Genomic DNA, 17201 nt, shown 5'->3' with positions numbered 1-17201 from the left:
CACGCCGCGGTCAACGGTGCTTGCGCGCGACTAGCGATAATTGCAGCTGCGAGGCTGGCGTGGTTTCCCGTATCCCTATAATTTCCCGCGGGCAACCGCGCCGCCTGGCGGCGTATCAGCAGCTCCAACAGTCATGCATTCGTTCAGCACCGAAAGCACTTTCGACAGACCCTTTGCCGCGAATAAAAAAATGCCGGAAAGTATCGAGCGCACGAGATGTACATCGAAAAAGCCGCGCCTGCTTCGTTCAAGCCCCGCCAACTGGGATGCTTGGCGAGACGCTAGAAACCGGGTCCTCGCCGCACTCGATGGCAAGCCAGGCAGATCCGGACGACTTCGCTTGCATGACCGTGAACCTGCGGAACGCGGATCGAAGCGCAGGTTGTCGGTAGAGTGCTTGGATTGCGGAGCGGGCCAGGACGGTAGCTGGATTACTTATTACGACAACGTGCGCCTGTCGCCGCAAGGCTGCCCAGTCTGCAAAAGCGTCGACCGCCTGATCGACCAATTCAAATCGGCGTTCTCCGACCACACGCTGACGTTGTGCACGCCTGAAAGCGGTCCTCCCAACCCCGCTGGATTGAGGTTCAACGTGCGGCCCTTGATATGGGCCTTGCCTGAAGATTTCGAGTGGACCATGCCCTCAATCGGTATCGCGGCCGTCAGGAGCGCGCTGCGGCGACATCGTCTGCCGAATGAGGCGGTGCAGGGTCGTTATCAGGACTTCGTGGAACTGCATTCAGAATTCACGCGTGCCTTCCCTTTGGGGACGCTTCGGTTCGCCCATCGTCAACATCCAGAGAACACGTCGCCAGGTCCATTCTTCTGCATGAAGACCGGGCCGCGGCTACTGCGTGCACCTTTTGAGGATAGCTGCATGTCGCGTGCAGCAGTACGCAAGGCAGTGCTTCAAGAGGACAAGGATTCGATACTCCGCGCCCACCTCCTCGAACGAGCAAAGCAGCACATGGCAACAGAGGTCTCGTTCGAATGGAGTCCAGGAAAAGGTGGCGGATTTTTGATTTTCTACCGTAGCCGCACGGGTTTCTATCATCTCGACACGCGATGGCGCGCCGAGGAGAAGGCATGGGGGCAATCTGGGTTTCGGCGCGGCGAGTCACTCGCTCTCATCGTCATTTCCCACTTGTTCCCCGCCCATGACTGGCTACGCACCTCTCGCCCGGCTTTCCTCCTGAGAGATAACGGGCATCGACTTGAACTTGACGCCTACAGCCCCAGTCAGCAGCTGGCTCTCGAATATCACGGCATGCACCACTACAAGCCGCGCTCTCAGAGCGCCGAGGACCTGGCAGCCCATGTCGGGCAGGTTCAGCGGGACGCCGAGAAGCGGACGCGGTGCGTAGAGGCAGGCGTAACGCTGATCGAGATGAAAGATAGACCGTTGGCTCCAGCAGCCTTCCTTTCCTGTATCCAGGAGCTCGTCGGCCAGGCAGGACTCGTGCCCACGGTTCCCAATCCAAGCCTGGAGCTGATCACTAGCCGTTGGAATGAGATTTGCGCGAATCCTCTCGAAGAATTTCAGCAGGCGTTGCTAAGGAATCTTGGCCATCACAAGCTGGTTTCGCACGAAATTGCAAAGGTGAACAAGGACTGCATGGTCGTATATCAATGCGGCCATTGCAACGAACTGAACACTGCTCGGGCGAAGGGCCTGGTTGCGGGAAGGGTGCGCAAGTACTGCCCCCTATGCAAGGACGCGGTCACTTCCCAACAACGCCGGGCTGAGGCGCTCAGCGCATGGGTTGCTCAAGGCCTGCCCCCTTCGGTGATTGACCGGATGGAGTTCGATGATTCAAACCGCTACCTGTATCGCTGCGAGGCCGATCACTTGACCATCCTGCATAGTTGCACGTCCGCCCTGCGGCATGTCAGCGCCGGCGTCTTCAATTGCCCGGCATGCATCAGTGCCCGTTCTGGCGTCGCGGTCAACCATGCGACGTTGTTTCCTGAGTATGTCAAGGATTTTTCCGACGCGCTCGCGGGGTTCAAGTTTGCCGTGCTCGGTTCACCCAGGTACGAAGCGGGCCAGCTCACAGCTCAAGTGCGCTGTCCCGCTGGCCACGAGCGATTGATTGACCGTTCCTTGTTGCACCGGATACGCAAGAACACGAGCTTGACGGATATGAGCGTAGTACCCTCGGCTTGCCCGGACTGCGCATATCCCGGCGTCGATGTCACCGAAGCGCTCAAGCTCATGGGAACCCTGCACCATCGTCTGTACGTACTGGAGGGCATGTACCCGGAGATCTCCTACCTCGCAGGCTTCGACGCAACGGGCTGGAACAGGGAAACATTCTCTTGTGGACGAAACGGTCCTGATGGAACGCCCCACTCGCCCTTCTCTATCTCTTTTCGCAATCTCCTCAGGTACGCGAAAAAACTGGGCGATCGGCACCTCTGCCTGTCTTGCAAACTGGAGGCTGGTACAACCAACCATCGCGGGAAAACCTTGGCAGATACGGTTTCGCGGATGGAAATCCTGCGCGCGACGGTATTGGCGATCACTCCGCCACACCTGAAGCCGGCCGCCATGAAGCCGCCAACCGCAACACTCGTCACCGAAGGCTTTGGAGGGCGTGGCGAATTCTCGACCACGAAGGCGCGCATTCGCTTTACTTGCGGCATACCCGGCCATGCGCCGATGGAAGCGTCCTACAGCAACTATTTTCATCGGTCCGAGTCGCGAAGCTACGGGTTCTGCCCCGTGTGTGTCCGCAATGCCGGACTGACTCAAGCGCCGATGCCGGAGCCAGTCCGCACCGCGGCCGGCAAGCTGAGAGCCATCACTTTGCGGATCGACTGAAGATGGACGTTCGCGAACGACCGCCGGAACCCCATGGATAGGTGAAATAACCTATTAAGAAATCCAGGTAGCATGCCGTATCGAAAGTAGGTCGCGTCTACTCAAAAAAAGGATTCTTCATGGTCGCCAGGAGTTGCCTACGCCCAGGATGGCTGAAATCGGCTGCCCTCGTTTTCTACGCGGCAAACGTCGCCAATCCCGCCAATGCCCAATCGGTTTCCGTCACTGGCCAGGTCCTGCCGGGTTCCGTCCAGACGCCGCATTGGACGGTGGGGGGCGATCTGACGGTCGGAGATACCCTTGCCGGGGAGTTGGTCATCGATGCGGGCGGTTCGGTAAACAACGACTGGGCCTACGTTGGAAGTTTCAATGGCGCTCCAGGCGCCGTGACGGTGAAGGGCCGTGACGGCACTGGCACGGCGTCCACCTGGACCAGCGCCGGCCCGGTGCTGATCGGGGGCGAGTCCGGCAGCAGCGGCACGCTAAGCATCCTGGACGGCGGCGTGGCGAATAGCGATTCGGCCAGAATCGGCGTCGACAATGGCAGCGTCGGGAACGTTCTTGTTTCCGGGGTGGGGTCGACCTGGAATCTCAACACCGTCGGCGCGTTCGAGATCGGCACGGGCGGCAAGGGCACGCTGCGGATCGACAACGGCGTCGTGCACAGCGGCCAGGCGATCATCGGCTGGGTCGCCGGCGCCGAGGGGAGCGTCACGGTATCAGGCCCGAAGGCGGTCTGGGATCCGCTGAACAACATATACGTGGGTTTTGAAGGAACCGGCGAATTGCACGTCCTGGATGGCGCCAGCGTGAGCACGGTCGGATCGACCGGGCCTGGCGCCGCGGCAGCGGTTTACATCGGGAAGAGCGTGGGCAGCGTCGGCACGGTGACCGTATCGAGCGCGACGGCCGATATCTCGACGCTCACCGCGAGCGACCGCATCGAAATCGGTTCGGAAGGCACGGGCACGCTGACCATAACCAAGGGCGGGGTTGCGGTCGCCGTCCGCGACACGTGGCTTGCCCCTGCCGGCACTTCCACCGGCACGCTGAACCTGACCGGCGATGCCAGCGGCCGCGGCGTGCTGGAGACCGGCTCGGTCATCAAGGGCGCGGGCAACGGCACCTTCAACCTGGACGGCGGCATCCTGCGGGCCAATCGTGACGAGAATAATTTCCTGAATGGCTTCGTCACGCAGGCCGTGGGCAGCGGCGGCGCCTGGTTCGACACGAACGGCCACGACGTGGGCGTGTCCACCGCGTTCTCGGGGACGTCGCGCTTGAACAAACAGGGCGCGGGCACGCTGACCTTGTCAGGCAACAGCGCGGCGTTCACGGGAACCACCGATATCCAGGCAGGAACGCTGCAGGTGGATGGCATCCTCGGCGGGCCGGTGAATGTGCTTGCGGCGGCACGGCTGAGCGGCACGGGACGCGTCGGCGCGACGGTCAACCAGGGCACCATCGCACCGGGGCCGCGTAGCGGCTTCGGCACCCTCACGATCGCCGGCAACTATGCGGCGCAGGGCGGCAGCCTGGAGATCCGCACGCAGCTTGGCGCCGATGACTCGCCGACGGACAAGCTGGTGATCACGGGCGACAGCGCTGGCACGACACCGGTCACGGTGAAGAACATGGGAGGCGCCGGCGCGCAGACCCAACGGGGCATACAGGTCGTGCAGGTCCATGGCCTGTCGGCGGGAAGATTCGATTTGGCCAATGGCGACTACGTCATCGGGGGGCGTCCGGCCTTGGTGGCTGGCGCCTATGGCTATGTGCTGCAACAGGACTCGGCCGATGGCGGCTGGTACTTGCGATCCTCCTTGACCAATCCCGGCACCACTCCAACCGATCCAGGCACGACTCCAACCGATCCAGGCACGACTCCGACCGATCCCGGCACACCCTCGCCCGGCGGCGGTACGCCGGGCGCCGAACCGCCCTTGCTCTATCAACCCGGCGTGCCTGTCTATGAAGCCTATGCCAATACGCTGCTGCACCTGAGCCAGCTGCCTACCCTGCGCCAGCGAGTCGGCAATCGCCTCTATGATCCGGCGGACGCCGGCCGCAACGGCGTATGGAGCCGCGTGGAGGGCTCGACGGCTCGGCTCGACCCTGCGTCGTCCACCACGGGCGTGAGCCAGAAAGTCGATAGCTGGAAGGCGCAATTCGGCGTTGACCGCGTCCTGGCGGGCCAGGAAGAGGGCTCCCGTCTGGTGGGCGGCCTGGCCTTTCACTATGGCAAGGCCGACACGCGTCTGTCGTCGGTGTATGGCGACGGCACCATCGACACCACTGCCTATGGCCTGACGCCGACTTTGACCTGGTACGGCAATAATGGCGTCTATATCGATGCCCAGGCCCAGGCGACCTGGTTCGACAGCGACCTGAACTCACGGTTGGCCGGCAAGTTGAAGGGCGGCCAGAAGGCCCAGAGCTATGGGCTGGGTATCGAAGCGGGCAAGGCTTTCGGGTTAACCGAGGGGGTGGCCCTGATCCCGCAGGCGCAGCTGACATACGTATCGACCCGCTTCGACAGCTTCAACGACAAATTCGGCACGCGCGTCGCCAGCGACAAGGGCGACAGCCTGCTGGGCCGTTTGGGTATCGCGCTGGACTACAAAAGCAATTGGCAAACGGCCGGCGTGAAGCGGGAATCGAACGTCTATGGCGTCGTCAACGTGAAACATGAATTCCTGGACGGAACGCGTGTACGCGTGGCTGACACGCAGATCGCCAGTCGCATGGCTCGAACCTGGGGCAGCGTGGGGGCAGGCGTGAATTACGGCTGGGGCGAGCGCTATGCGATCTACGGCCAGGTCGACGCGGACACGGATTTTTCCGGCAGCCATATCGTCACCGCGACCGCGGGTTTCAGGATGTCTTTCTAGGGGGATGATGGCGGCCGGCAGACCCCCCTTCTGCCGGCGCCAGGGCCGTCACGCGGATACTCAGTCAACAGCAATCGCAAAGCAAGACATCGTTGACCACGTTGCGCGGCCGCGACCCCATGCGGCCGAATCCGAATGCCGCCATCACGTCGTGACATATCTCCATCGCTTCCCGCTCGTCTTCGGCGCCGGCGACCCGCGGCCAGGTCACCAGCACGCGCTTGGCTTTCATCTGTTCCACGAATTGCGGCGGCACTGCATCGCTGCCCACCACGGTCACGGACTGAATCCGAGCCGGCAGCCCCACTTGCAGGGATGCCAGGCTTGCCCCGCCGACGATCAGCGCGGCCGTGTCGGGGGGGAGCTCGTCGGCAGGGTTGCAGTACTCGACGGAAAAGAAATCGTCCAGCCGCTGGTGGGCGGTGTGTGCCAGCGGCAGCAGGCTGACGCAGCGATGACGCTGCAATGAAAGTCGCATCAACGCGCCTCCTCCAGTATCCAGTCCGAGGCGCGCTCCGCCAGCATGAGCACGGGCGCGTTGATGTTGCCCGAGGTCAGGTCCGGCATGACCGAGGCATCGACGATGCGCAGGCCTGGAACGTCGATGCAGCGCATACGGCTGTCGACGACTGCCATTGGGTCGTTTTCGCCTCCCATCCTGCAGGTGCCTCCGGGATGGTGAACCGTGATGGCAGTCTTGCGGACGAATGCGTCGATCGCCGCGTCATCGATTACGCCGCCGCCCGGCGCAAGCTCGGTGGCGACGTAATCACCAAGCGCAGGCTGGTCCAGCAAGGTCCGCGCGATACGCACCGACTCGCGTACCCTGATCCGGTCTGCGTCGTTCGCCAGAAAGTTCTGGTTGATCCGGGGCGGTGCCAACGGGTCCGCGCTGGATACGGTGATCTTGCCGCGGCTATGGGGGTGCAGCAGCACCGTTCGGACGGCAAACCCGTCGGCGAAAGGCTTGCGTACCGGATTGAGCCAGGGATGAGCGTTGAAGGGCGCCGCTGTCAGGAGAAATTGCAGGTCCGGCGTATCCGCGCCGTCTGGCTGCACAAATCCCACTATGCCGCCTGGAACGTCGCCGGCAAAGCCCTCGCCGCCGAGATAGGCGCGCGCCATGGAGACGCCGATGCGGTCCAGGCGCATGCCGTGCACGAATGGGCCCGGCTCTCGGCGGCGTGCTGTGACGATGACGGAGATATGGTCCTGCAGGTTTTCACCCACTCCGGCGCGCTCCAGCCTGACGCCTATACCGGCATCGCGCAATGTCTGAGCGGGGCCGATCCCCGAGTGCATCAGGATCGCGGGCGTGTTGATGGCCCCTGCGGCAAGAATCACCTCATGGCGAGCCCTGACGGCCGTGGTGCGGCCCTGTCTGGCAAAGCGCAAGCCGACCGCGCGGCTGCCGTCGAAGTCCACCCCAAGGACATGTGCCAGCGTGACCACGGTCAGGTTGGGGCGGCGCAATGCGGGGCGCAAATAGGCCGTGGCGGCACTGCATCGGCGTCCGCGCCGGATCGACATCTGCAGGCGCGAGAAGCCGCCTGCCGGCGAGGCGTTGTAATCGTCGAGCCAGGGGTGCCCGGCCTGGCGGGCGGCCGTGGAGAAGGCGTCGAGCAACGGATCCTGGTAGCGGCAGCGCTGCACCCGCAGGGGGCCGTCAGCGCCGCGGTCACCGGTCTGTCCGTCCTCCCAGTCCTCCAGGCGGCGGAAATAGGGCAGGACTTCCTCGAAACTCCACTCGGGCAGATCGTAATGCCGCGCCCAGCGTGCGTAATCCTTGGGATGGCCGCGCACGAACGCCATCGCATTGGTCGATGAACTTCCGCCTACAACCTTGCCGCGTGCGCATTCGATGGCGCGGCCATCGGCATGCGGGGCAGGCTCGGCGTCGTAGCCCCAGTCATGCAAACGTTGCTGCAGGATCTTGCCCCATCCCAGGGGAATGTGGATGAGCGGGTCTCGGTCCCAGGGGCCCGCTTCGATGACCAGCACCGAGACTGCCGGGTCCTTGCTCAAACGATTGGCCAGCACGCAGCCCGCGGAGCCTGCGCCGACGATGATGTAGTCGTATTCCGCCTTCATGTCGGGCTCACTGGCCTGAAGTTGATGTGGACATTCTTTTCCCGGGTAAACGAGATCATCTCGCCGATGCACTCATCGCGGCCGATGCCTGATTGCTTGACCCCGCCATACGGCGCGCCAAGAAAGTGCTTGCCGACTTCATTGATCCAGACGAATCCCGCATCGATTTCACGGGCGAGCCGGTGGGCGCGCGCCAGGTCCGCCGTCCAGATTGCGGCGGTCAGACCAACGTCCAGGCTGTGCACTGCTGAAAGCATCTCTTGCTCGTCATCCCACGGAATGAGCGCCAGTACGGGGCCGAAGAATTCCTCGGTGGCCAATGGCGAGGCGACGGCCACGTCCGCAAAGACGGTCGGTTCCAGATAGAAGCCGCCTGCGGGGACGCCGTTCCGGGGGATGCCTCCGCCCGCGATCAGGCGGGCGCCTTGCGCCACGGCAGCGTCGATCGCCTGCTTGACGCGGTCGCGGTGCTCGCGGCTGATCATCGCGCCCATGGTCGTGGCGGGATCGGTCGGGTCTCCCGGCACGAACGCGGCGCAAGCCAGCGCCACCTTGGCGCAGACTTCCTCATAGATGGACCGGTGCACGAAGGCCCGGCTGGTGGACCCGCAGGACTGTCCGCACCACGTAAAGTTCATGCCGTCGACGATCGCGCGCGCCGCCAGCGCGGGGTCGACATCCGGGCAGGCGATAAACGGGTTCTTGCCACCCAGTTCCAGCGCCACGGGTTTGAGCCGCGTCGCCGCGGCTTGCATCACCCTGCGCCCGGTGGGAATGCTGCCCACCAGGCCGATCATGTCGACGTCCGGACTGGCGGCCAGTGCGGCCCCGGCGTCGGCGCCGCCGGGGATCAGCGAAAATACGCCTGGAGGCAAGAGGTCTCCGATCAGCTCCGCGCAACGCAGGGCAGACAGAGGCGCCTGCACCGGCGGTTTGATGATCACGGCATTTCCCGCCGCCAGCGGGGCGGCCAGCTTGCCCATGGCGAACAGCAGCGGATGGTTGTACGCAACGATGCGCGCCACGACGCCGACGGGCTCCCGCTCGGTGTAGTCCAGCGCGTCGTGTCCCATCGGGATGGTGTCGCCCTTGAGTTCCGTCACGAGGCCAGCGAAGAAATCCAGCAGCGCCGCGGCGACCATGACGTCGGACCCCATCTCCGATACCGGATTGCCGCAGTCCAGCGCGTCCAGGAGCGCCAGCTCCCTTGCGTTGTCCCGCAAGCGCTGAGCCATTTTGCGCAAGGTGGCGGCCCGGGCCAGCGGGGCCGTACGGCGCCATGCGCGGGCTCCGGCGCGCGCCGCCCGGGCCGCGCGCGCCACGTCTTCGGCGCCCGCATCGGCCACGGCCATCAGCCGTTCGCCGGTTCCTGGCGCCGTGATGTCGGTCCAACGTTCGTTGACGGGAGCGTGCCAGCCGCCGTCATAGTAGACGCCGTTGTTGGCGGGCAGCTGGACATCGCCCGAGGCGGTCTTATGAGTTTTTCCTGCCATGATCTCGCCTCACTGCTTCAGAGCTTGCGCTTTTTCGAGGAAGCGCGTGTCGAAGCCCTGGGTTTCGTCGAAGGAAGGCGACAGCGCGCCTTGCTCCTTGAAGAGCGTCGCGGATGAGCGCCACAGGGCTGGATCGATCCAGCCGATGCCATGCGTCCGGGTGTGCTCGCTGAAGAACGTGAAGTCCAGATCTGCGCGCAACTGCGCCACCAGCATTTCCTTCTTGCCCTTGTACTCGGGGTTGTTCTTGATCAGCGTGTCGGCGGCCGCTTCCGGGTTCTGGATCACGTCGGCGAAGGCCTTGGCATAGGCCGTCACGAACCTCTGGACGAGATCCGGGCGCTGAGCAATGTTCTTGTCCGACGTGAATACACCCGAGCCGTAGCTCTGGATGCCCAGGTCCTCGCCGTGCAGGATGGACAGGGAACCCGGCCCTCCCGCCTTGTGTTCGAGCTCGGGAACCTCGGCGTCGATGTAGCCCGGCACCACGTTTACCCGGTTCAGCAGCAACAGGTTTTCGTAAGGCGGCGATACGGTCGACTGCTTGATGTCCGCCAGCGCCAGGCCGTTCTTGGCCAGTGCGGCCTTCAGGAAGATGTAGGTCGAACCGCTGGGATGCACGCCAATGTTGGCGTCCTTCAGCTGCTTGGCGTTCTGCAGATCGAAGTTCTTCTTCAGCGAAATGATCGCCAGCGGCGTTTTCTGGTTTACCGCCAGCAGCGCCGAATTGGCCACGCCCTGCGATCTTCCGACCATCAGGGTCGGCAGGTCGGAGAAGCCGAAGTCGGCGTTCCCGTTAGCCACCAGCCGCAAGGCGTCGGTGGACCCCGTTCCCTTGCGGATCGCCGTCACATCGATGCCTTGGTCCGCGAAGTAGCCTTTCTCCTTGGCGACGAAGAAGGGCGCGTGATTGCCGCGCACGACCCAGTCCAGTTGCACGGTGACTGCGTCCTTGGCGTGGACGACGCCGCTGAACAGTGCCAGCACTCCGAAGAGCGCGCTGAATCTCCAACTCGATCTCATGTTTTTCCCCTTGTTGATTCGACTTAGTGAGTGGCCCAACCCAGAAATCTGTGCTCGATCAATTCGATGACGTAGTAGAAAAAGACGCCGAGCACCGAGATCTGGACCAGGGCGGCAAATACCAGCGCCGTCTCCATCTGGCTCGATGCGAACTGGATCATGTAGCCCAGCCCGGCCGAAGCGCCCACGAATTCGCCCACGATCGCTCCGATGACGCTCAGCGTGATGGCCACCTTCATTCCCGCCATCAGGGCGGGAAGCGAAGCTGGGATCTTCACCTGGCGCAGTATCTGGTTCGGCGTCGCGCCGATGGACCTGAGCAGCGCGACCAGGTTGGCATCGGCCGACCGCAGGCCGACCAGCATGTTGAGCGTGACCGGGAAGAAGGCCATGATCACGATCAGGGCGATCTTCGGAAGCAGGTCGTACCCGAACCACAGAATCAGCAGCGGCGCCAGGGCGATCTTCGGCACGTTCTGGAACAGCACGATCAGCGGGTAGCTTGCGCGGCCAAACCAGGCGTAGCGGTCGACCAGCAGCGCAATCGCGATGCCCACCAGGCACGAGTACAGGAAGCCGTACAGGATCTCCGCGCCCGTGACGAGCGAGGCCTGGAAGAGCTCCGCCTGCCGTTCCACCAGGACGGCCGCGATGTCCGTCGGCGCGGGCACGACGAACGCGGGCACCTGCAGAATGCGGACACAGGCCTCCCAGGCCGCCAGGACGATCAGCACGAGCACGATGCTGGGCATGGCCGCGCCGAGCGCTTGGCGGATCTTTCCCGGCAACCGGGGAACGGCTGGGACTTGCGGCTGTGTTTTGGCTTTCATGGTGCTACCCGCCGTCATGATGCGCTCCCCTGGGCGTGGCCCGTTTTGAGCAGCTGGCGAAGCTGATAGGACTTCTCGTGGAATTCGGGCTTGGCGAACGTGGCCTCGCTGCGCGGACCCGGCAGCGCGACCGGCAGACAGTCGACGATGCGAGCGGGATTGGTGGCCATGACATAGACCCGATCCGAGAGGTAAACGGCTTCATCGATGGAATGGGTGACGAAGACGATGGTCTTGCCGGTGCGCTGCCAGATTTCCAGCAGGAAGTCGCTCATGGTTTCGCGGGTGATGGCGTCCAGTGCGCCGAACGGCTCGTCCATCATCAGTACCTCGGGATCCAGGGCCAAGGCCCGCGCGATGGAAACCCGCTGGCGCATGCCGCCGGACAGCTGCTTGGGATAGCGGTCGGCCGCATACTCCAGCCCGACGAGTCGCAGCATTTCGCGCCCGCGCTGGAGAATTTCCTGCCTGGGCCGGGCATGCACCAGGTGCATCAGCGAGCAGACGTTCTCCAGCGCCGTGCGCCAGGGCATGAGCGCGGCTTCCTGGAAGACCATGCCCACGCGGCGCTGGCGCACCGCTTCCGTGGGCGCGACGCCGGCCACGCGGACGTCGCCGCCGGTGGGCGGCACCAATCCGGCAAAGACCTTCAACAGGGTGCTCTTGCCGCAGCCGGATGGGCCGATGATGGAGGTGAAGGATCCCTTCGCGATGTCGACGTCAATGTCGTTGAGCACCCGCACACGTCCGGCGCGGGTGTCGAAGTCGACAGTCAGTCCGCGCGCCCGGATCTGAGAGGCGTCTGGCGGTTTGTGCATGCCGGTCTCCATGGCCGACCTCAACCGGCCGCGACGGCCGTGGCAAAGGCCGGTCTGTCCTCGACCCGTTTCATCCATGCCTTCAGGTTGGGCAATTCGGGTTTGGCGTGCGGGAACTTCAGGCAGCGCCGGACCAGCGGGGCCAGGCAGATGTCGGCCAGGGAGATCGCGTCGCCCGCCACCCAGGTCTTGCCCGCCAGGTGGCCATCGAGCAGGGTTAGTTCCGCGCTCAACAGTTTCGCCGCGGCCTCGGTCAGCTCTTCGGGAGGCAGCTTGGCTTCCTTGAAACCCGCCAGGTACGCGACGTTCAGCGATGCCAAAGTCCAGTCCATCCAGCGCTCGACCTGGCTGCGGGCCGCCGGGTCGGCGGGGTACAGGGTTTCGCCCTCGTGCGTGTTGGCGATGTAGCGCAGGATCGTGTGCGATTCCCAGATGTGGAGGTCACCGTCGCGCAGCGTTGGCACTTTCTGCGTGGGATTGATGGCCTTGTATTCCCCAGTGAGCGTCGTGCCTTCGAATGTCTTGCCGTAGTCTTTGCGCACGTAGGGAACCTTCAGCTCCTCGAGCAGGAACAGTACTTTCTGAACATTGCCGGACGTGGCGCGGCCGAGAACTTCCAACATGATGCAACTCCCTTGAGTGTGTTTGTTGTCCGATTGCGGTCAAAGCGGCTTGTAGGCCATGCATTCGATCTCTATCTTGGTGTCGATGACGGCGCGCGCTTCCACCGTGGTGCGCGCCAGCATGCCGTCTGGGAAGTACTCCTTGAAGACGCCGTTGTAGCGGCCGAAGTCGCGCGCATCCTCCAGGTAGGTCGTGACCTTGACGACGTCCGCCAGGTCGCAGCCGGCGCTCTGCAAGGCGCGGCGCATTGCTTCGATCGTGCTGCGAGTCAGCTGTTCGATGGTCCCTTCCTGCATGATTCCGTTCTCATCCTTGGCGACCTGGCCGGACACGAAGACGAAGTCACCCGCACGCACGGCTGGATGGAAGGGGAGGTTGGGATTCTTCTTGCCGAAGGCTTGCTGTAGATATGTCATGTCAGTTTCCGTAGACGGAGCTTTCGATGATGTCCAGCCCGCGCTGCCTGTCCAGCAGATAGAGCAGGCCGCGCGAGTCGGTCGTAACGTCGTTCGACGAGACCCGCTCGAACCCGGCGGGCGTGTCAGGCTCGTAATAGCCGACCTCCCTGGGCCTGAAGGGATCGCTGATGTCGACCAGCCGCAAGCCGCGCGCGAACCACGCAAAGGGCAGGACGCTGCCCGTGAAGCGTTCGGCGGGCTGGTGACAGCCCGACATGGGCTCTTTGGGTGTGCCGTCCGGATCGACGCCATCGACCTGGAACGTCGAGACCGGAATGGGCTGGCGTTCGTCGGTGATGTCGAACAGCCAGGTGAAGGCTGGTGGAGACGGGCGCAGCTTGGCGACGTCTTCATCGGCGACGACCAGGATCTGCCGGCCTTTCAACAGCATGGGAATCGGCAGGGCCGTGTGCGTCGGATGAGGATGCGCCGGGCCGGTGTTGAATTGCGATACCAGCTTGGGGCGCGACAAGTCCTCGATATCCAGGATGAACATGCCGTGGTGCCAATAGGACACGTACAGCCGGTTCCCCATGCGCAGCGGGTGGTGGCAGCGGGGCGGAACATAGTTGTCCCACGGATAGTCCTCGCCGGCCTGCATGTTCTGGCCAGGGATCCACCAGCTTCCCACTTCTTCGGGACGCGATGGTTCCTGCAGGTCCAGTATCTTCACGATATTGCCGACGAAGCCGGGAGCCGTGGGCGAAATGTAGGCATAGCGGCCATCGAAGTCGTAGCGATGCACGCCTCCGCCCTCCGTTCCCGTCTTCCAGTGCTTGATGAGGCGGGGGCGGTCCGGACGGCTGACGTCGTAGATGCCCAGTCCGCCGCCAAAATCGTCCGCGCCGGTGCGGAACTTTTCATAGTTGACGATCATCAGGCCGTCCTTGGCCCGGACCTTGTGCGAATGCCATCCCATCGGCACCTCGAGCGAGGCCAGCAGCCGGGGCCGCCGCGGATCCGCCACGTCATAGATGGAGGTGCCATAGGGTGGCCGCATATGGGACACGAACATCGTGTTCCCTTCCACCCAAACCTGCCCGCCGCCCTCGCAGTCCACATGGGCCACCAACGAGGTATTCCAAGCTTTAGCCAAGACGGGTCTCCTCAGACCAACTCAATGAGGTCGCCCTGCGCGGTGCGGCCCCACTGATGGAAAAGCCCCATTGCGCGCAGCGCCGGCTCGTCGCTGGCGATGAAGAGGATCAATGGTTCGGTGTGGTCGTTGCGGTACTGGACCCAGGTGTCGCTGGGCACGGCCACGGTATCAAAGGGCTCGAGCGGGAAGCTCTCGTCGCCGATCGTCATCGCGCCTTGTCCGGAAAACGGAGCCACCAGGAGATTGGCCGTCTGCTTCAGCGGCAGGGTCTGCTCTCCGGGGCGGACCATTTGCATGAAGAAGGTCATCGTTCGGTACACCGGGCCGCCCCGCAACGGATGCGTGTATTCAATGAGCAAGCCTTCGTGCGGCGATTCGTCCCAGTCCCGGAAGCGGTAGAGCAGCTCGCGCATGGCGTCGTAGCGATATACGAACATGGGCGATGAGTCGCCGCCGCCGCGCCGATGGTCGATAAAGCGGGGCGTCAGGCCTCCCACGCCATAGACCGTGCGCGAATACTCGGTCTGGAAGCGGGCGCTCTGCTTGCGCACGACTGCGCCGTTCTCCTGGTAGTCGTGCTTGAAGCTCAGCGCGTTGAGGTTTTCGACCAGCGGGTAGTCAAGCACCGATAGGTTGATGGCGGACTCGTTGCCGAGATTGCCATGGTTGTGCCAGGTGTCGCGCGGCGTGAGCACCATGTCGCCCGGCAGGAAAGTGATGTCTTCACCCTCTACGCCAGTAAAGTTCTGCTGGCCTGTCAGTCCAAAGCGGATGGCGCTCGCAGTGTGCGAGTGCGGGGGCATGATCTCGTTGGGATCGTTCTGACGGTACGCGGTGTAGAGGGTCGACACAGTCGCGCGGCGTGGGGCCAGGCCCGGATTGACCAGGATCAGTGAGCGCCGGTCGGTGTTTTCTGTCGAGATCAGCCGCGCCGATTCGGCAAGCAGGGGCTGGATGTCTTCCTTGTACGACCAGCGGAAGGGCACGGCCTTGGGGCCGCTGACGAGCTGTTTGATGTCGTCGTGCGCCTCGTTCTCGCGCGCCCAGAACGGAAACATCGATCTCCGCTCGATCTGCTCATACATGGCCAACAAATCCGCTTCGCGAGTGCCGCTGACGGGACGGGTTCCGTGCATACATGTTCCCCTTGAAAGTTATTGATTAACCACATGGCGGAACAAATCTAATAACAACCAATGGTTGTGTAAACGGTATTTGTGGTTCGATATGGAAAACCCCTAAGGTCTCCGCTTGTCGTACTTTTTATTTATAAAAAAACTATATAAAACAATGGCTTATTTGGAAAAATTCGATTTATCAAAATTATCAACCGGTTGTTTATTTTTATTGCGATTCAACCGTTTTCGAATCTAAGATGGTTGCGAAAACATGACGCGAGGGAACAATGGCACGCACCCGCCAACCCGAGGTTTCCAATGACATACGCAGGTTGATCACGCAGATTCGAGCGCTGTTGGGCAAGGGGGAGGAACTGCCTTCCGAGCGGGTTCTCGCCGGGCAACTGGACGTCAATCGTCATCGTTTGCGCCTTGCCCTGGACAAGATGCGCGAGGCGTCCGAACTGCCGCGGCCGGCCATTCGTCGCAACGATCCGCCCATCCTCAAAGGCGATGTCGTGGTCCAGGAGACGAATGCGCTTGAGGTGATCGAACTGCGCATGGTGCTGGAGCCGGCAATCGCGCGATTGGCCGCAATCCGGGCCTCGCCGGTACAGATCGCCAAAATCCTGGAAGCCGCCACAACGCCGTCAGGGGTTGCGCGCTCGACCGGGGATATCGCGTTCCACAAATTGCTGGCGGACAGCTCCGGGAACCAACTGGCGGCAAGCCTTTATGCGTTCTTGCGCCATGTCGGCGCGGACCAGCGCCTGCATATTCCCGCCACGACGCAAACCACGCGGGAGCGCATACAGATGCGTGACCAGGAACACCGCGCAATCGCGGAAGCCATTGCGAGTCGATCGCCGGATGCGGCCGAGCAGAGCATGCGTGTCCATCTGTGGCGTGTGCAGCGCGAGATCGCGGATCGTTTGAATCCGGTCGGAACGGGTGTGCAGACCCAGCTGGCGCCGCGCTCCTAGCTCGGATCCGTCCGCCGCAAAGTGTCCAGGAAGCGCAGCGCCGCCGCCGACAGGGACCGTTGGTTCTTGAGCAATATGCCGATGTTGCGTGACGCGGTGGGCGAGTGCAGCGCCACGCTGCACAGCCGCGAGGTGTCCATCAGGCGCAGGGCCAGCTGCGGCACCGCCGCTATGCCCACGCCGGCCGCCACCATTGCGCCCACGACAGAAATATTGTCGGACACGTAGTTCATTTCCGGCAGCCGGCCGGAGGCGGCCAGAATCTGGTCGGTGACCTGGCGGATGCTGCTGGCGGGGCCGCTCGCCACATAAGGCCTGTCGGCGAAAACGCTCCAATCCACGCGCTTGCGTTGCGCCAGCGGGTCGTCTATCGGGCAGATCAGCACGAAGTTCTCTTTCAGTAGCTGCGTGAATTGCACGCTGGCCGGCTGGTCGGGAACCTCGATGGAGATGCCGATGTCGGCATTGCCTTCCGATACGGCCTGCGTGATCTGGCGCGCGGAAACCGCATGGATGTTCAGGCGCACCTGAGGGTGCGACTTCTGGAAGGCGCGCGTCGCCGCGGGCAGCAGGGCGGAGGCGACGGAGGGGAGCGCCCAGATGTTGATGCTGCCCCGGCGGCCCGCGATGAATTCGGAAAGATCGCTAAGCGAATCGCGGAACTCCGACAGCATCCGCATCGCAATCGGTACCAGTTCCGCACCGGCGGAGGTCAGCGCCACGCCATGCTTGTCGCGGTCGAACAGCTTGGCGCCGAGCTTCTGTTCCGCCGCCTGCACGCGCCGGCTGAGCGCCGGCTGGGAAATAGGCACGCGTTCGGCGGCCATGCGGAAGTTGAGCGTTTCCGCCACCAACAGCACCGCCTCCAGTTCGGAAATGGTCAGGGTCATGGCCGGCGTGATGCGTTTGAGTTATTACGAAGATATAAATATATCAATTTTCAGATCAG

The 17201-nt window shown here is 63.1% G+C and carries 14 protein-coding genes; 3 read left to right on the top strand and 11 right to left on the bottom strand.

The features are described 5' to 3' along the window. Positions 1–133: 133 nt before the first annotated feature. Complete coding sequence (locus ACM1PE_RS19920) at positions 134–2824, top strand: hypothetical protein (protein WP_419340759.1); 2691 nt, start codon at positions 134–136, stop codon at positions 2822–2824. A 119-nt stretch (positions 2825–2943) separates the two neighbouring features. Continuing rightward, entirely contained in the window at positions 2944–5715 is a 2772-nt protein-coding gene (locus ACM1PE_RS19915; RefSeq protein ID WP_419340758.1) for an autotransporter outer membrane beta-barrel domain-containing protein, read from the top strand. A gap of 64 nt (positions 5716–5779) precedes the next feature. Here ACM1PE_RS19915 and ACM1PE_RS19910 read toward each other — a convergent pair whose 3' ends face one another. The 10 genes from ACM1PE_RS19910 to ACM1PE_RS19865 all read right to left on the bottom strand — a co-directional run bounded on the left by ACM1PE_RS19910 (position 5780) and on the right by ACM1PE_RS19865 (position 15236). Beyond that, positions 5780–6193 (bottom strand): hypothetical protein, encoded by a 414-nt coding sequence (locus ACM1PE_RS19910; protein ID WP_124260416.1) that lies wholly within the window; start codon positions 6191–6193, stop codon positions 5780–5782. After that, a complete protein-coding gene (locus ACM1PE_RS19905; RefSeq protein WP_419340757.1) occupies positions 6193–7806 on the bottom strand; it encodes a GMC family oxidoreductase in 1614 nt (537 codons plus the stop codon). The genes ACM1PE_RS19910 and ACM1PE_RS19905 overlap by 1 nt, the downstream gene beginning before the upstream one ends. Further along, the gene (locus tag ACM1PE_RS19900; protein WP_059371776.1) at positions 7803–9299 is read right to left on the bottom strand and encodes an aldehyde dehydrogenase family protein; all 1497 of its coding nucleotides are present in this window, start codon (positions 9297–9299) and stop codon (positions 7803–7805) included. Before ACM1PE_RS19900 ends, ACM1PE_RS19905 begins: the two co-directional genes overlap by 4 nt. A gap of 9 nt (positions 9300–9308) precedes the next feature. Continuing rightward, complete coding sequence (locus ACM1PE_RS19895; RefSeq protein WP_419340756.1) at positions 9309–10322, bottom strand: ABC transporter substrate-binding protein; 1014 nt, start codon at positions 10320–10322, stop codon at positions 9309–9311. Between the two features lie 23 nt (positions 10323–10345). Further along, positions 10346–11074, bottom strand: coding sequence for an ABC transporter permease (locus tag ACM1PE_RS19890; RefSeq protein WP_223283454.1), 729 nt, complete (start codon positions 11072–11074; stop codon positions 10346–10348). 92 nt (positions 11075–11166) lie between these two features. Next, complete coding sequence (locus tag ACM1PE_RS19885; RefSeq protein ID WP_280015199.1) at positions 11167–11970, bottom strand: ABC transporter ATP-binding protein; 804 nt, start codon at positions 11968–11970, stop codon at positions 11167–11169. A gap of 20 nt (positions 11971–11990) precedes the next feature. Then, a complete protein-coding gene (locus tag ACM1PE_RS19880) occupies positions 11991–12593 on the bottom strand; it encodes a glutathione S-transferase family protein (RefSeq protein WP_059371779.1) in 603 nt (200 codons plus the stop codon). 39 nt (positions 12594–12632) lie between these two features. Further along, positions 12633–13010, bottom strand: a complete 378-nt coding sequence (locus tag ACM1PE_RS19875) for a RidA family protein (protein ID WP_419340755.1) — start codon at positions 13008–13010, stop codon at positions 12633–12635. Position 13011: 1 nt separating this feature from the next. Continuing rightward, positions 13012–14148 (bottom strand): LVIVD repeat-containing protein, encoded by a 1137-nt coding sequence (locus tag ACM1PE_RS19870; RefSeq protein ID WP_419340754.1) that lies wholly within the window; start codon positions 14146–14148, stop codon positions 13012–13014. 11 nt (positions 14149–14159) lie between these two features. Then, on the bottom strand, positions 14160–15236 hold the full coding sequence (locus ACM1PE_RS19865; protein ID WP_306636096.1) for a cupin domain-containing protein: 1077 nt from the start codon (positions 15234–15236) through the stop codon (positions 14160–14162). A gap of 320 nt (positions 15237–15556) precedes the next feature. Between ACM1PE_RS19865 and ACM1PE_RS19860 the strand changes: the two genes are divergently transcribed. Continuing rightward, a complete protein-coding gene (locus tag ACM1PE_RS19860; protein WP_059371783.1) occupies positions 15557–16252 on the top strand; it encodes a FadR/GntR family transcriptional regulator in 696 nt (231 codons plus the stop codon). Here the strand turns inward: ACM1PE_RS19860 and ACM1PE_RS19855 are convergent. Next, positions 16249–17142 (bottom strand): LysR family transcriptional regulator, encoded by an 894-nt coding sequence (locus tag ACM1PE_RS19855; protein WP_059371784.1) that lies wholly within the window; start codon positions 17140–17142, stop codon positions 16249–16251. The genes ACM1PE_RS19860 and ACM1PE_RS19855 overlap by 4 nt on opposite strands. Between the last annotated feature and the right edge of the window lie 59 nt (positions 17143–17201).

It is taken from the genome of Achromobacter sp. PD1 (genome assembly GCF_048541815.1).
GTDB classification, from domain to species: Bacteria; Pseudomonadota; Gammaproteobacteria; order Burkholderiales; family Burkholderiaceae_B; genus Achromobacter; species Achromobacter bronchisepticus_A.
Note: the sequence above shows the minus strand (reverse complement) of the source record. Positions and strands in the feature narration are given on the sequence as shown.

Coding starts and splice junctions, on each gene's coding strand:
- ACM1PE_RS19900 (WP_059371776.1), bottom strand. CDS start 9,299: ATGGCAGGAAAAACTCATAAGACCGCCTCGGGCGATGTCCAGCTGCCC.
- ACM1PE_RS19860 (WP_059371783.1), top strand. CDS start 15,557: ATGGCACGCACCCGCCAACCCGAGGTTTCCAATGACATACGCAGGTTG.
- ACM1PE_RS19855 (WP_059371784.1), bottom strand. CDS start 17,142: ATGACCCTGACCATTTCCGAACTGGAGGCGGTGCTGTTGGTGGCGGAA.
- ACM1PE_RS19910 (WP_124260416.1), bottom strand. CDS start 6,193: ATGCGACTTTCATTGCAGCGTCATCGCTGCGTCAGCCTGCTGCCGCTG.
- ACM1PE_RS19875 (WP_419340755.1), bottom strand. CDS start 13,010: ATGACATATCTACAGCAAGCCTTCGGCAAGAAGAATCCCAACCTCCCC.
- ACM1PE_RS19880 (WP_059371779.1), bottom strand. CDS start 12,593: ATGTTGGAAGTTCTCGGCCGCGCCACGTCCGGCAATGTTCAGAAAGTA.
- ACM1PE_RS19915 (WP_419340758.1), top strand. CDS start 2,944: ATGGTCGCCAGGAGTTGCCTACGCCCAGGATGGCTGAAATCGGCTGCC.
- ACM1PE_RS19885 (WP_280015199.1), bottom strand. CDS start 11,970: ATGCACAAACCGCCAGACGCCTCTCAGATCCGGGCGCGCGGACTGACT.
- ACM1PE_RS19895 (WP_419340756.1), bottom strand. CDS start 10,322: ATGAGATCGAGTTGGAGATTCAGCGCGCTCTTCGGAGTGCTGGCACTG.
- ACM1PE_RS19905 (WP_419340757.1), bottom strand. CDS start 7,806: ATGAAGGCGGAATACGACTACATCATCGTCGGCGCAGGCTCCGCGGGC.
- ACM1PE_RS19920 (WP_419340759.1), top strand. CDS start 134: ATGCATTCGTTCAGCACCGAAAGCACTTTCGACAGACCCTTTGCCGCG.
- ACM1PE_RS19890 (WP_223283454.1), bottom strand. CDS start 11,074: ATGCCCAGCATCGTGCTCGTGCTGATCGTCCTGGCGGCCTGGGAGGCC.
- ACM1PE_RS19865 (WP_306636096.1), bottom strand. CDS start 15,236: ATGTATGAGCAGATCGAGCGGAGATCGATGTTTCCGTTCTGGGCGCGC.